Below are 13,490 nucleotides of genomic sequence, written 5' to 3' on the forward strand. Positions count from 1 at the left end.
AAAAAGTATCGGCAGTCGCTTATATAAGTCAACCTCGATATATAGGGTCCGCCGGCCTGACGAGCCGGACGATCGCGGGCAGCGGGAACAGCAGCAGATAGAGGTTGGGGATCCACCAGGCGAGGGAGAAGTCCCCGCGCAGCGTCCAGAAGGCGACGGCCATGAGCCCCGAGGCCGAGGTCAGGACCAGGGAGACGAGCATCAGCCGTTCCGCCTCGGACGCCCCCCGGCGCAGCAGGTGGAGGCTGAGCAGGCCGGTCACGCTCGCGAGCAGGTCGATCCAGAGGAACGACCAGTTCCAGGAGACCATCAGCGGCTCGGTGTAGTCGGCGAAGGCCCAGGCCGCCGGGATGAGCCCCAGACCCGTGACCGAGAAGTAGACCAGGAAGCCCACGTCGGTGAGCAGCATCAGCCTCTTGGTCACGGCGAAACCCTTACCGGCCACTGTCGATCACCTCGTCGATCATCTCCATGAGGTGCCCGCGGACCCGCTCGTGCAGCCCCGCCTCAGGTACGGCCAAGCCGAGCAGCCGGGCCGCCCACCAGCCGTCGACGGCCAGGCGGACGAGGGTGGCGACGGCGGGATCGACCCCGTCCTCGACGAGCCTGCGCTGCCAGGCCGCGTAGCGCTCGCGCAGCGGCGCCAGGCCCGCCGGATCGACGAGCACCCCGGCGAGCAGGGCGGCGGTGACCCGGTCGGCGGGCAGGCCCGCGGCGGGCTCCGGGGTCTCCGGGATCGTCGCGGTGACGTAGGCGCGCAGGGCGTCGCCGGGGCGCCCTCCCGCGTCGGCCAGCGCCGCGTCGAAGGCGCCGACCAGGCGCTCGACCATCCCGGCCACCAGGGCCTGTTTGGTGGGGAAGTGGTAGAACAACCCGCCCTTGGAGACCCCGGCGCGGCGCGCGACGGCCTCCAGGGTCAGTGACTCGGCCCCCTCGGTGAGCAACACCTCGGCTGCGGCGTCGAGCAGCCGTTCCTTCGAACTCGGTCGTGGCATGCCTGAAACCATACCGGCCGACCGGTACAGTTTCAGGCATGCGACATTCGGGGTTTCGCCTCCCAAAACGGGTAGGGCGGGAGTATGAGTGAGATGCCTCCGGACCGTGAAGGTCTGAGCGACGAGCAGGCCAACGAGGTCGAGGAGTGGACCGACGACCTCGGCTTCGAGCACGAGATCACCCCGGACGACCCCGAGCACCGGGACACCCTCGACGAGCGGCTCTGGCGTGAGGCGCCCGACCGTCAGCACGTCCCGCGCCCCGAGGACCGCCTCGTGGCGCCGAACGAGGGAATCGGTCCCGACGAGACCTCGGAGGAGTACGCCACGGACGTCGGCCCCGACAGCGGCGACCTGTCAGCCGAGGAACGCGCGATCCACATCGAGCCGGACTGACCCGGCCCAGGCCCCGGGAGAAGAGCCCGGACTCAGGAGAGGGCTTCGACCAGTTCGGGGAAGCCGTTGACCACGTGGTCGGCCAGGGCCGCCTCGGGACGCAGCGCGTGCAGGTGGCCCCACGGGCCCCGGCGGATCAGCGCCGTGCGCATGCCCGCCGTACGGGCGGGCAGGACGTCGTTGTCGAGCCGGTCGCCCACGTAGAGGATCTCGTCCGGCTCACACCCGCAGACCTCCCCCACCCTGGCGAAGAACGCCGGCTCCGGCTTGGCCACCCCCCAGCCGTCTGAGGTGTGGATGGAGTCGACGGGAAGACCCATCGCGACCAGCGCGTCGTAGGCCTGCGGCGGCTGGTTGCCCGCGACGACCAGCTCGTAGCCGAGGTCGCGCAGCGCGGCCAGGCCGGGCCGTACGTCCGGGTAGAGGTCGTCGGCGTCGAAGTTGACCCGCAGCCCGTCCGGGTCGTCCCGCCGCCAGGCCTCCTGCTCCGCCTCGACGTCGAAGCCGGGTCTCAGGAGCTGGAAGGCGTCCTCGAAGGACCTGCCGAGCGCGGCCATCCCGCCCAGCACGCCGAGCATGGTGAAGCGGGTGACACCCAGCCGGTCGGCCCAGCGCGACCAGATCCGCGTCTCGTCGATGAGGGTCTCCCCCACGTCGAACACCAGCGCCTTGACCACGGCACTCCCCCTTCGATCGGCCCCGATCCTACTTTCCCTTCCGGGAACGGGCCCCGGCGCCCCGCACGCCGTACGCCCGCCCCGGATCAGGACTCGCCGATCAACGGTGGCAGGGGTACTGCATCAGCAGGCTGCCTTCCTTCTCCAGTCCGTTGTAGAAGTCCAGGGACCCGCACTTGGCGGTCTTCTTGTTCCTGAGGAAGAAGGCGGGCTGCCCCTCGTAGTAGGGCGGCATCCCGGCCGTGACGGACTCGGTCAGCCAGCTCTGCACCGGTGCCGTGGGCACACAGGTGTACAGCTCCAGGGGCAGGCCGTCCGCCTGCTCGTTCCCGCTGACGTCGAGGCACTTCTTGGTCTTGGAGTTCTTGTACATGACGTAGGGGACCGGGCCGTCGGGGCGCTTCACGGTCTCCCAGAGCTGCTCCTTGGGCCGGTCGGGCTTGCAGTCGTTCTGCACGATCCTGGTCCCGTCGGCGGAGGCGCCGTTGTGCACGGTCATGCACTTGGAGCTGTAGGTGCTGAGCAGACGGCCCTGGCTCTTGACCCAGAAACGGAAGTCGGGGCCGTAGCCGCCGGCCAGCGCCGAAACCTCGCCGTCCGGCGCGGCGATCGAGGCCTCGGACGCGACGGCGGGGGCCGGGGCAGGGGTGAACTTGAGCCCGGTCCCGGTGGCGAGACCGTTGCCGCAGCGGTTCTTGATCTCCCAGTCGGTCAGCGGGCGGCTGCGCAGCACCCAGCGGTTGTCGTTGTTCGGGTCCGGAGCGTAGATGACCTGGTTCCTGGCCGTCTCGGCGAAGCCGCGGCCGTCGTCGTAGTCGGCCTTGATGTTCACGGTCAGCTTGCGCACGGCGTCCCTGCTCTCGATCCAGCCGACGGACCAGCCGGGAATGCGCACACTGACGGCCCAGCCTCGGCTCTGGGACCAGCTCCAGGTCCAGCCGAGCTTGGCGCCGACCTGCCCTTCAAGGTCACCGAACTTGCGCTTGGCGCCGATGTCGAGGCCGAAGGAGAAGGAGGTCGAGGTGCTGCTGGAGGCGTTGACGGTCGAACTCCCGCCGCTGGAGTTGCAGGCGAGGGCCACCTGTCCCACGACCTTGGGGGCGGCGAACGTCTCCGTGCCGGAGACCACCTCGACCCTGCAGTCGGGCACCCAGTACATGTAGTCGCCCTCCATCGCGGGTCTCGCGTTGGCGCAGTCCTCGGCGATCCGCTCCGGTGAGCGGGCCGCCGAGGCGGGCGCGGCCGGGACCACGACGTCGGCGCTCACGACCGCCGGCACGGCAAGCAGGATCGATAAGACCGCGCGCACAATCGGTTTCACAATGCTCCCCAGAAAAACGGCCGGACAATCCGGCCTTTCGGGGAGCAATGTAGAGCGCAAAGCGAGTACGACTCATGAAGCGATCATGAATGCACCACGAAACAAAGAAGATCAATCAGCTGCTCACAGCTTCTCCATCGCCTTGCGGATGCGCTTGTCGGAGATCGAGTACGGCGTGCCGAGAGTCTGGGCGAAGTAGCTGACCCTCAGCTCCTGGATCATCCACCGGATCTGCCGGACGTCGTCACCGGTACGGCGGGCGGGGGGAAGCTTCTCCACCAGCTCGTGGTACTCGTCCTCGATGTCGTGGACCCGGTGCATGCGCTCCTCGTCGCGGAAACGGTCGTCCGGCAGCTTCTCCAGGCGGCGCTGGGCCCCCTTGAGGTAACGCAGCAGGTCGGGCAGGCGCCGGTAGCCGGTCTCGGTGACGAAACCGTCGTGGACGAGGTCGTCCACCTGGTCCCGGATGTCCTCCACGGCCGGGGTCGAGGCGCCCTCTGGCAGCAGGGTGACGACCGTGTGCCAGACGGCGAGGATGTCCCTGACCCGGTCGACCACCTCTGCCGTGGTGTCGAACAGTTCGGCGCGGACCTTGTCGTGCAGGGCGGTGAAGGCCGGGCCGTCCCAGACGGGACCGCCGGACCTCGTCATCAGCTCGTCGACGGCGCAGGCGACGCAGTCGTCGAACAGCGCGACGGCGCCCGCGTGCGGGCTGCGGCTGAGCGCGAGCTTCGCCTGGTTGTCCAGGCGGCCGAGCACCCACTTGACCGGGGACGGGGTGTTGAGCAACAGCAGCTTGCGGGTGCCCTCCCACATGGCCCTGCGCTGCTCGACCTCGGTCTCGAACATCCGCACGGCCACGGTCGCGCCCTCGTCGGCCAGCGCGGGGTAGGCCTTCATCCTGCGCTGCTCGAACGTCTTGGGCAGCTCCCCCACGCTCCAGGCGGTCAGGCCCGAACGTTCCAGGCCGTCGGCCGCCTTCGAGAGGGTCTGACGGAGTTTGGGGGCGAGCCGCCGTTTCAGCTCGGCCAGGTCCTTGCTCTCGGCCAGCTTGTGCTTGCGGCCGTCGATCACCCGGAAGGTGATCTTCAGGTGCTCCGGGACCAGGTCGGGCTGCCATGCCTCCCCGGGCACCTGGATCCCGGTCAGGTTGAGCAGTTCCCTCTCCAGCACCGCCAGCAGCGGCTCCTGGGTCGGCCGGGCCCGCTGGAGCACCTGCTTGGCGTAGTTGGGGGCGGGCACGAAGTTGCGGCGGATGTGCTTCGGCAGGCTGCGGATCAGCGCGGTGAGCAGTTCCTCGCGCAGGCCGGGGATCTGCCAGTCGAAGCCCTCGACGTTGACCTGGTTGAGCAGCGAGAGCGGGATGTGCGCGGTGACGCCGTCGGCGTCGGTCCCGGGCTCGAACTGGTAGGTCAGCGGGAAGCGCAGGCCGCCCTGGCGCCACACGTCGGGATAGTCGCGCTGGCTGACCTCGCCCGCCGCCTCGCTGATCAGCATCGACTTCTCGAAGCTCAGCAGGTCGGGCTGGTCACCCCTGGTCTTCTTCCACCAGACGTCGAAGTGGCGCCCGGAGACGACGTCGGCGGGGACGCGCTGGTCGTAGAAGTCGAACAGCGTCTCGTCGTCCACGAGGATGTCGCGGCGACGGGCCCGCTCCTCAAGCTCCTCGACCTCCTCGAGGAGCTTGCGGTTCTCCTTGAAGAAGGCGTGGTGGGTCTCCCAGTCGCCCTCGACCAGGGCGTGCCTGATGAACAGCTCCCGGCTCAGCTCCGGGTCGATGCGGCCGTAGTTGATCTTGCGCTGCACCACGATCGGCACGCCGTACAGGGTGACCTTCTCGTAGGCCATCACCGCGCCCTGGTTCTTCTCCCAGTGCGGCTCGGAGTAGGTGCGCTTGATCAGGTGCGGGGCGAGCGGCTCGACCCACTCCGGCTCGATCTTGGCGTTGACCCTGGCCCAGAGCCTGGAGGTCTCGACCAGTTCGGCGGACATCACCCACAGCGGCTGCTTCTTGGCCAGCGCCGAACCGGGGAAGATCGCGAAGCGGGCGTTGCGCGCGCCGACGTACTCGGTGATGGGCCTGCGGGGACCGTCGTTGGTGGTCTTCCTGTCGATGTCCTTGACGCCGACGTGGGACAGCAGGCCGGACAGCAGCGAGACGTGGATCTTCTGCTCGTCGCCGGGGACGTCGTTCTGCGTGACGCCGAGCGACCTCGACATCTGGCGGAGCTGGCTGTAGACGTCCTGCCACTCGCGTACGCGCAGGTAGTTCAGGAAGTCGCTCTTGCACAACCGCCGGAAGGCGCTCGACGACAGCTCCCGCTGCTGTTCCTGCAGGTGGTTCCACAGGTTCAGGTAGGAGATGAAGTCCGACTCCTTGTCGGCGAAGCGGCGGTGCTTCTCGTCTGCCGCCTGCTGCTTGTCCGCGGGCCGTTCCCTGGGGTCCTGGATGGACAGCGCGGCGGCGATGACCATGACCTCGCGGACACAGCCGTTGCGGTCCGCCTCGATCACCATGCGCGCCAGGCGGGGGTCGACCGGCAGACCGGCGAGCTTGCGGCCCAGGGGGGTCATCTGCCTGGCCTGGTCGAAGGCGCCGAGTTCGAGCAGCAGGTCGTAGCCGTCCTTGACCTGGCGCTGGTCCGGCGGCTCGACGAACGGGAAGGCCGCGATGTCGCCCAGGCCGATGGAGGTCATCTGCAGGATGACGGAGGCGAGGTTGGTGCGCAGGATCTCCGGGTCGGTGAACTCCGGCCTGGTGAGGAAGTCGTCCTCCTCGTAGAGCCGGATGCACACGCCCTCCGAGACACGGCCGCAACGTCCCTTGCGCTGGTTGGCCGAGGCCTGGGAGATCGCCTCGATCGGCAGGCGCTGCACCTTGGTGCGGTGACTGTAGCGGGAGATGCGGGCGAAGCCGGGATCGACGACGTACTTGATGCCCGGCACGGTCAGCGAGGTCTCGGCCACGTTGGTCGCCAGCACGATCCGGCGCCCGGAGTGCCGCTGGAACACCCGGTGCTGCTCTGCCGCCGACAACCTGGCGTACAGCGGCAGCACCTCGGCGTCCTTGCGTTTGGACAGCGCGTCGGCGGTGTCGCGGATCTCACGCTCACCGCTCAGGAAGACCAGGATGTCTCCGGGCCCCTCGGCGCACAGCTCGTCCACGGCGTTGCCGATGGCCTGGATCTGGTCGTCGTCCTCGCCGAGGGGACGGTAGCGGACCTCGACGGGGTAGGTGCGCCCGGAGACCTCGATGATGGGCGCGCCGCCGAAGTGCTTGGAGAAGCGCTCGGGGTCGATGGTCGCGGAGGTGATGACGACCTTGAGGTCGGGGCGCCTGGGCAGCAGCTGCTTGAGGTAGCCCAGGATGAAGTCGATGTTGAGGCTGCGCTCGTGGGCCTCGTCGATGATCAGCGTGTCGTACTGGGCGAGGTCGCGGTCGGTCTGCAGCTCGGCCAGCAGGATGCCGTCGGTCATCACCTTGACGAGGGTGTCCTCGCCGACCTGGTCGGTGAAGCGCACCTTGTAGCCGACGGCCTCGCCGAGCTGCGTCTCCAGCTCCTCCGCGACGCGCTCGGCCACGGTCCTGGCGGCGATCCTGCGGGGCTGGGTGTGCCCGATGAGGCCCCTGACGCCCCGGCCGAGCTCAAGGCAGATCTTCGGCAGCTGGGTCGTCTTGCCGGAACCCGTCTCACCGGCCACGATCACGACCTGGTTGTCGCGGATCGCCGCCAGGATGTCGTCTCTGCGCTGGCTGACCGGAAGCGCCTCGGGGTAGGTGACCACGGGCACCGCGGCGCGGCGGTCGGCGACCCGGCGTTCCGCCCGCTCGATGTCGGAGGTGATCTCCGCGGCGATCTTCTGCTGCGCCGCGCGGTTCCTGACCCGGCGCGCGCCGTCGAGCCTGCGCCGTAGCCGTCGCTGGTCACGCAGCGTGAGCTCGGGCAGGCGTGCCTGGAGTTCGGCGAGTGGAGATGTCAACGGAGGCGTTCCCATACTGCGACCAGAATACGTTCGGCTCGTGGGTCACGGGCCAACGGCCCATCGTGCCCCAGGCCGCCTCCCGCCGCACTCCAATATCGCGCCCGCTCCCGCCGCGGTACGGCCTCAGCCCCGTCCGGCCGGACCGCGCCGCCGCAGCAGCGCCAGCGCCCCGGCGCCCGCGAGCACCACGGCCGCGCCCGTCTCCCAGCCCGGGGTGAACCCGGGCTCGCGGTGCCGGGGGGCCGTCTGCCAGCCCTCGACCGCCCGTGCCGCCCCCCTGGCCAGGGCCAGGCCGCCCACGGCGCGGGGGGCGTACCCGTCGACGACGTAGAACTCGCCGTAGAGGGTTCCGCCGTCACCCCGGCAGTCCACCTCGACGGTGTGCGGGCCGCTCTGGGCGCCGTAGTCGACCTGGGCCCAGCCCACGGCGACGCCCGAGTCGTCCTCCTCCAGTTCGGGCTCGTTCTGGAAGGCGTCCGAGTGGGCGTAGGCGGGCCCTTGACAGTCGTACGCCGTGATCCTGAGGTCCGCCCCCGGTCCGGATCGGTAGGGCGACAGCCGCACCTCCTCGCCGCCCTCCCCGTCCGCGACGGCCGTCCCCGCCGCTCCGGCGACAGCGAGAGCGGCCATCCCGGCGACCACCGCCCAGCGAGCCAGCACGCCAGTCGACTGCAACACGTCTCCCCCAGCAGATGCGATCTTGCCAACTCTCGCTACCTACCCAGGTCAGAGGGCGTGTCCGTCAAAGGAAGATCCAAATCTTCGCGGCCTTTCCGGCATATGACACAAGGGCCTTACGGCAAAGCCGCGGCCATGGCGGCCCCCACGATGCCCGCCTCGTTCTGCAGGGTCGCGGGAACGACGCGGGTTTTCAGCTTGACCAGCGGCAGGAACTTGTCGGCCTTCTTGCTGACCCCGCCTCCGATCACGATGAGCGAGGGCGAGAACAGCGCCTCGACGTGACGCAGGTACTCCTCGACCCGTCCCGCCCACTTGCTCCAGCTCAGCTCGTCCTCCTCCCTGGCGTGGTCGGAGGCCCGCTTCTCCGCCTCCTTGCCCTTGATCTCCAGGTGCCCGAGCTCGGTGTTCGGCACCAGGTGGCCGTCGACGAACAACGCGCTGCCGATGCCGGTGCCGAAGGTCAGCATCAGCACCACGCCGCCCTCTCCCCTGGCGGCGCCGACCGCCACCTCGGCCACGCCCGCGGCGTCGGCGTCGTTGAGCACCACCGTCGGCAGGCCCGTCATCCCGGCGAACAGCGCCCGCGCGTCCGTGCCGATCCACTCGTGGTCCACGTTCGCGGCGGTGCGCGCGACGCCGTCGATCACGACCCCGGGAAAGGTGACCCCCACCTGCCCGGTCCAGCCGAAGTGCGCGACGATCTCCGCGACCACCTCGGCGACCGCCTTCGGCTTGGACGGGACCGGGGTCGGGATCCGCAGCCGCTCCTGGGTCAGCTCGCCCCTGGCGACGTCCACCGGGGCACCCTTGATGCCCGATCCACCGATGTCGATTCCCAGCGTCTCCATGACGACCTCCTCCTGTCCCGGGCTCCTGCCCCGGGCACGTCCCTGATACTCGCTTGCAGCGGGCGGTCAACCGGTCTGAAAGCGACCCGGCGCAGACTACGGGCACCACCCCAGGAAAGGATCACCCCGATGACGATCGTCAGGACCGTCGCCGGTCTCGCCGCCGCCGCCCTCACCGCCACCGCCCTTCTCGCCGCCCCCGCCGCCGCGAACGCCGCACCCCTCTCCCAGAAGGCCTCCTCCCAGTGGGGCCCCTACGACTCCGCCGGGCACCGGGCGCGGGCCGCGGGCGCCCTGACGGTCTCCGGTGAGGACCACGCGGACATCCCGGCCGCGGCCACGGCCCGTGTCTCCGGCAAGGTCCACGACCTGACCAGGGACTCCTCCTGCGGCTGGGTGCTCTTCCGCGTCACCTACCGGACCTCGGGCGGGAACCTGCCCTTCAAGCAGCACGGTGTCCGCAACTGCTCCTACGGCACGCCCAAGTCCTTCACGTTCACCGGCAGGAACGTCTACGAGATCGAGGCCAAGGTCTGCTCCGAGGCCAAGGCCGCCAAGCCCTCGCTCAACTGCGTCTACGGCGGCACCTGGAAGGTCGTCTACCTGTCGAAGTGAGCGGCTCTCAGCGCTCGGTCACCTGTCCCCCGGCGACGTGCAGGTGCCGGGTGGTGTGCACGGCGCCGAGCATCCGGCGGTCGTGGGTGACCAGCAGGAGCGTGCCGGGGTAGGAGGCGAGCGCGGACTCCAGCTGTTCGATCGCCGCCAGGTCGAGGTGGTTGGTCGGCTCGTCGAGGACGAGCAGGTTCACCCCTCTGGCCTGCAGCAACGCCAGCGCGGCCCTGGTGCGTTCCCCCGGTGACAGGGTCGCGCCCGTGCGCAGCACGTGGGCCGCGCGCAGGCCGAACTTGGCCAGCAGCGTGCGCACGTCCGCCGGGGTCATCCCGTCGGCCGCGGCCGCGAAGGCCTCCGCCAGGGGCTCCTCCCCCAGGAACAGGCCACGCGCCTGGTCGATCTCGCCGACGACCACGCCGGGGCCGAGCGAGGCGTCGCCCTCCTCCAGCGGGATCCGCCCGAGGAGGGCGGCCAGCAGCGTGGACTTGCCCGAGCCGTTGGCCCCGGTGATCGCCACCCGCTCGGCCCAGCCGACCTGCAGGTCGACCGGCCCGAGGGTGAAGGAGCCACGCCGGACCACCGCGCCCCGCAGGGTCGCCACGACCGCTCCGGCGCGGGGCGCGACCGCGATCTGCATCCGCAGTTCCCACTCCTTGCGCGGCTCCTCGACCTCGTCGAGCCGCTCGATCATCCGCTCCGTCTGCCTGGCCTTGGCCGCCTGCTTCTCGGTCGCCTCGGTACGGAAGTTCCGGCCGACCTTGTCGTTGTCCGGGGCCTTGCGCCGCGCGTTCTTGACGCCCTTCTCCATCCAGGCGCGCTGCATCCCGGCCCGTTGCCTGAGCGCGGTGAGCGTGTTCGCGTACTCCTCGTACTCGTCACGGGCGTGCTGCCTGTCGAGTTCGCGTTCGGCGAGGTAGACCTCGTAGCCGCCGCCGTAGGAGCGGATCCGCCGCTGGGGCAGGTCGATCTCGACGACCCGGTTCACGGTCCTGGCCAGGAACTCGCGGTCGTGGCTGACCAGGACCGTGCCCGAGCGCAGCCCGGTCACGAAGCGCTCGAGCCGTTCGAGGCCGTCCAGGTCGAGGTCGTTGGTCGGCTCGTCCAGCAGGAAGACGTCGTAGCGGCTGAGCAGTAGCGAGGCCATCCCCGCCCTGGCCGCCTGGCCGCCGGACAGCGCCGTCATCGGCCGGTCGAGCCCGGCTTCGAGACCGACCTCGGCGACGATCTCCTCCGCGCGTTCCTCCAGGTCGGCCCCGCCGAGGGTGAGCCACCGCTCCAGGCTCACGGCGTAGTCGTCGTCGGCTCCCGGGCGTCCCTCGACCAGTCCCTGGGTCGCCGTGTCCAGCGCGCGCTGCGCCTGGGCGACCCCGGTGCGTCTGGCCAGGAAGTCCGCGATCGTCTCTCCCTGCCTGCGCTCGCGCTCCTGCGGAAGGTAGCCGACCACGGCGGTGGGCGGGCTGAGCCGTACCGATCCGTGCTCGGGGGGCAGCGCCCCGGCCAGAATCCGCATCAACGTGGACTTGCCCGCGCCGTTCACCCCCACCAGACCGATCACGTCGCCGGGGGCGACGACCAGGTCGAGGCCGGAGAACAGCTCACGGTCGCCGTGCCCGGCGGCGAGATCCTTGGTGACGATGGTGGCGCTCATGAGGGAAACGCTATCCGTGATCTCACCTCGATCCGCACCCTCCAGCCCCCAAAACCCCCAAATAAGCATATTCCGGACAAAACGGACAAGATTTACTTCGAGGTCGAAGAAAGGAGAGACTTACCGATACGGGCTTGACCTGCGGGTTTACCGGCAAACGTTACTTGAAGGCAACTTTCTTCGGGCTTTTTTGAGATTTGTAGCAACTTTTGCACCCAGCTGCCTGTCTTATAGAGGTGGAAGCGATCGCCTCTGATCGTTTTCGGTAACGGGGAAAAGGAAAAAATCTTCATGAAACGAATCACCGTCGGTCTCCTGTCCGCGGCCCTGGGCGGCTCCCTCCTGCTGAGCGCAAGCCCGGCCTCCGCCCAGCGCGCGTCCCTCAGCGTGCACATCGACAGCGTGAACCCCAACCCCGTCGTGGTCACCGAGGACCGCGACACGAACGTCACGGTCGAGGTCCGCACGACGGAGGCGATCCGCGTCGAGCTCCGTCTCAGGCCGGCCGTCAACACCCTCGCCGCCCAGGAGGCGCCCGAGGCCAAGCTCTTCCACGACGGCGACCTGTGGCGCTTCAGCACGCGCTTCGACAGCGACGACTTCGAGGGCCGCTGGCTCGCCATCGCCGACGCCTACGACAGGGACGGCAAGAAGCTCACCGACCAGGTCAACTTCTCCGTCAAGCACGAGCAGGCCGCGAAGACCGAGACGCGCGTCGGCAGCTTCCGCGTCAGCCCCACCTCGGTCCGCAAGGGTCGCTCGGTCTACTTCACCGGCCGTCTTGAGGTTCGCAACCACCGCTACTGGGCGGGCGCGCGCGGCGAAGAGGTCGGCATCTACTTCCGCTCGCGTGGCTCCAGCGCCTGGAAGTGGGTCGCCTCGGCCGACACCGGCTGGCGTGGCCAGTTCCGCACCAAGGCCCGCGCCTCCCGTGACGGCGAGTACCGCGCCGTCTTCGAGGGCACCGACAGGCTTGAGGACAGCTCCAGCCGTTCGGTCCGGGTCCGCGTCTGGGGCGGCGGCTGGCACCGCTGAGTCCCTGAGGCTCACTGAGGCCCTCGCGTAGAGCACGGCCTTCGGCAAGGAGCGCGGCGCCCGCCCCCTCGGGCGGGCCCGCGTGGCGCGGAAGCCCGGGTTTCCCCGGGCTTCCGCCCCTTTTTCACGCGCCGGTACGACCGGCCCCCTGAGACCCCCGCGGCCCCGCCACGACGGCGCCGCCGCGACGGCACCGCGACGACACCGTGGTAGCGCTCCCACATCTCCCCAGGTACGGCGGACGCAAGTCCGGTAATGCTTGCTGCTGAAAATATTGCCTATGGCTACACATTGGGCATTACGCTCAGGCTAGAGATCTTCACGACTGTCCAGGCGGAGGGTGAACGTGGCCGACGAAGAGTGGACGCACCGCGGGATCGACGTCAACACTCCAAGCGTCGCCAGGTTGTACGACTACTACCTCGGCGGGAAGGACAACTTCCCCGCCGACCGCCTCGCCGCCGAGGAGATCCTCGCCTCCGTCCCCCAGGTCCGCACCGCAGCCAGGGAGAACCGCGCCTTCCTCGGCAGGGCCGTCAGGTTCCTCGCCCACGAGGGCGTCGAGCAGTTCCTCGACATCGGCACCGGGCTGCCGACGCAGGGCAACGTCCACGAGGTCGCACAGGAGATCATCCCGGAGGCCCGTGTCGCCTACGTCGACCACGACCCGATCGTCCTGGCACACGCCAGGGCCCTCCTGCGAGGGGCGAAGGGGGAGGTCACGGTCGTCTCCGGCGACCTGCGGCGGCCCGAGGAGATCCTCGGCTCCGCCGAGATCCACGACCATCTCGACTTCTCCAAGCCCGTGGCCCTGCTTCTGGTGGCCATCATGCACTTCATCACCGAGGCCGACGACCCCCGGCGCGTCATCGCCACGCTCAGGGACGCCCTGCCCTCGGGAAGCTACCTGGTCCTCTCCCACGGGACCCACGACCTTCGCCGGGAGGCCGCGAGGAAGGGCACAGAGGTCTACCGGCGGGCCAGCTCACCGCTCACCCTGCGGTCCAGGACGGACATCCGGCAGCTGTTCGACGGGTTCGACCTGGTCAGGCCAGGACTCGTCTGGCTGCCCGAATGGCGTCCCGACGACTTCCCGCTCTACGACGACCCGTCGGAGGCACTGATCGTGTGCGGCGTGGGCCGCAAGCCCTGACGCCGATCCCGCGCCTCAGGCCGGGGAGCCCGCGACCGTGACCTGGGGCCCGAAGACGAAGTCGGGGTCGATCTGCGCCGCGAGATCCTCCCCCGTGGCCCGGTTCGCCCAGGCCCGCGCGTTACGCAGATGGAACTCCA

Annotated in this window: 12 protein-coding genes and 1 pseudogene; 4 read left to right on the forward strand and 9 right to left on the reverse strand. The window is 69.5% G+C overall.

Going from position 1 to position 13,490, the window contains the following annotated elements; translation table 11 throughout:
* Positions 1 to 28 precede the first annotated feature (28 nt).
* Together ACFYY8_RS41340 and ACFYY8_RS41345 are read right to left on the reverse strand one after the other, a co-directional pair.
* Positions 29 to 424 carry a DUF5360 family protein gene (locus ACFYY8_RS41340; RefSeq protein ID WP_390050558.1) on the reverse strand — a complete coding sequence of 132 codons (396 nt, stop codon included), beginning with the start codon at positions 422 to 424 and terminating at the stop codon, positions 29 to 31.
* 10 nt (positions 425 to 434) lie between these two features.
* Entirely contained in the window at positions 435 to 995 is a 561-nt protein-coding gene (locus ACFYY8_RS41345) for a TetR/AcrR family transcriptional regulator (protein ID WP_390050559.1), read from the reverse strand.
* Positions 996 to 1,079: 84 nt separating this feature from the next.
* On the opposite strand from ACFYY8_RS41345, the gene ACFYY8_RS41350 reads away from it, so the two are divergent.
* Positions 1,080 to 1,391, forward strand: coding sequence for a DUF5709 domain-containing protein (locus ACFYY8_RS41350; protein WP_390050560.1), 312 nt, complete (start codon positions 1,080 to 1,082; stop codon positions 1,389 to 1,391).
* Positions 1,392 to 1,423: 32 nt separating this feature from the next.
* On the opposite strand, the gene ACFYY8_RS41355 is transcribed toward ACFYY8_RS41350, so the two are convergent.
* From ACFYY8_RS41355 to ppgK, 5 genes are all read right to left on the reverse strand, one after another.
* Positions 1,424 to 2,068, reverse strand: coding sequence for an HAD family hydrolase (locus ACFYY8_RS41355; RefSeq protein ID WP_390050561.1), 645 nt, complete (start codon positions 2,066 to 2,068; stop codon positions 1,424 to 1,426).
* Between the two features lie 100 nt (positions 2,069 to 2,168).
* Positions 2,169 to 3,347 carry an RICIN domain-containing protein gene (locus tag ACFYY8_RS41360; protein WP_390050562.1) on the reverse strand — a complete coding sequence of 393 codons (1,179 nt, stop codon included), beginning with the start codon at positions 3,345 to 3,347 and terminating at the stop codon, positions 2,169 to 2,171.
* A 165-nt stretch (positions 3,348 to 3,512) separates the two neighbouring features.
* Positions 3,513 to 7,385: an ATP-dependent RNA helicase HrpA gene (gene hrpA, locus ACFYY8_RS41365; protein ID WP_390050563.1), complete on the reverse strand. Its 3,873-nt coding sequence runs from the start codon at positions 7,383 to 7,385 to the stop codon at positions 3,513 to 3,515.
* 111 nt (positions 7,386 to 7,496) lie between these two features.
* Positions 7,497 to 8,051 (reverse strand): hypothetical protein, encoded by a 555-nt coding sequence (locus tag ACFYY8_RS41370; protein ID WP_390050564.1) that lies wholly within the window; start codon positions 8,049 to 8,051, stop codon positions 7,497 to 7,499.
* Positions 8,052 to 8,167: 116 nt separating this feature from the next.
* Complete coding sequence (gene ppgK, locus ACFYY8_RS41375; RefSeq protein WP_390050565.1) at positions 8,168 to 8,902, reverse strand: polyphosphate--glucose phosphotransferase; 735 nt, start codon at positions 8,900 to 8,902, stop codon at positions 8,168 to 8,170.
* Between the two features lie 129 nt (positions 8,903 to 9,031).
* Here ppgK and ACFYY8_RS41380 point away from each other — a divergent pair, with 129 nt between their 5' ends.
* On the forward strand, positions 9,032 to 9,517 hold the full coding sequence (locus ACFYY8_RS41380; protein WP_390050566.1) for a hypothetical protein: 486 nt from the start codon (positions 9,032 to 9,034) through the stop codon (positions 9,515 to 9,517).
* A 7-nt stretch (positions 9,518 to 9,524) separates the two neighbouring features.
* Here ACFYY8_RS41380 and ACFYY8_RS41385 read toward each other — a convergent pair whose 3' ends face one another.
* Positions 9,525 to 11,162, reverse strand: a complete 1,638-nt coding sequence (locus ACFYY8_RS41385; RefSeq protein WP_390050567.1) for an ABC-F family ATP-binding cassette domain-containing protein — start codon at positions 11,160 to 11,162, stop codon at positions 9,525 to 9,527.
* A 291-nt stretch (positions 11,163 to 11,453) separates the two neighbouring features.
* Between ACFYY8_RS41385 and ACFYY8_RS41390 the strand changes: the two genes are divergently transcribed.
* Entirely contained in the window at positions 11,454 to 12,197 is a 744-nt protein-coding gene (locus ACFYY8_RS41390; protein WP_390050568.1) for a hypothetical protein, read from the forward strand.
* A 346-nt stretch (positions 12,198 to 12,543) separates the two neighbouring features.
* On the forward strand, positions 12,544 to 13,350 hold the full coding sequence (locus tag ACFYY8_RS41395) for an SAM-dependent methyltransferase (RefSeq protein WP_390050569.1): 807 nt from the start codon (positions 12,544 to 12,546) through the stop codon (positions 13,348 to 13,350).
* Positions 13,351 to 13,365: 15 nt separating this feature from the next.
* Here ACFYY8_RS41395 and ACFYY8_RS41400 read toward each other — a convergent pair.
* A pseudogene (locus tag ACFYY8_RS41400) lies at positions 13,366 to 13,490 on the reverse strand (ATP-binding protein); the annotation flags it as partial.

The organism is Streptosporangium sp. NPDC001559 (genome assembly GCF_042893955.1).
GTDB lineage: Bacteria > Actinomycetota > Actinomycetes > Streptosporangiales > Streptosporangiaceae > Streptosporangium.

What these genes read in the sequence shown, in the direction of transcription:
- ACFYY8_RS41345 (WP_390050559.1), bottom strand. Translation starts at nt 995, where the DNA reads ATGCCACGACCGAGTTCGAAGGAACGGCTGCTCGACGCCGCAGCCGAG.
- ACFYY8_RS41350 (WP_390050560.1), top strand. Translation starts at nt 1,080, where the DNA reads ATGAGTGAGATGCCTCCGGACCGTGAAGGTCTGAGCGACGAGCAGGCC.
- hrpA (WP_390050563.1), bottom strand. Translation starts at nt 7,385, where the DNA reads ATGGGAACGCCTCCGTTGACATCTCCACTCGCCGAACTCCAGGCACGC.
- ppgK (WP_390050565.1), bottom strand. Translation starts at nt 8,902, where the DNA reads ATGGAGACGCTGGGAATCGACATCGGTGGATCGGGCATCAAGGGTGCC.
- ACFYY8_RS41380 (WP_390050566.1), top strand. Translation starts at nt 9,032, where the DNA reads ATGACGATCGTCAGGACCGTCGCCGGTCTCGCCGCCGCCGCCCTCACC.
- ACFYY8_RS41385 (WP_390050567.1), bottom strand. Translation starts at nt 11,162, where the DNA reads ATGAGCGCCACCATCGTCACCAAGGATCTCGCCGCCGGGCACGGCGAC.
- ACFYY8_RS41390 (WP_390050568.1), top strand. Translation starts at nt 11,454, where the DNA reads ATGAAACGAATCACCGTCGGTCTCCTGTCCGCGGCCCTGGGCGGCTCC.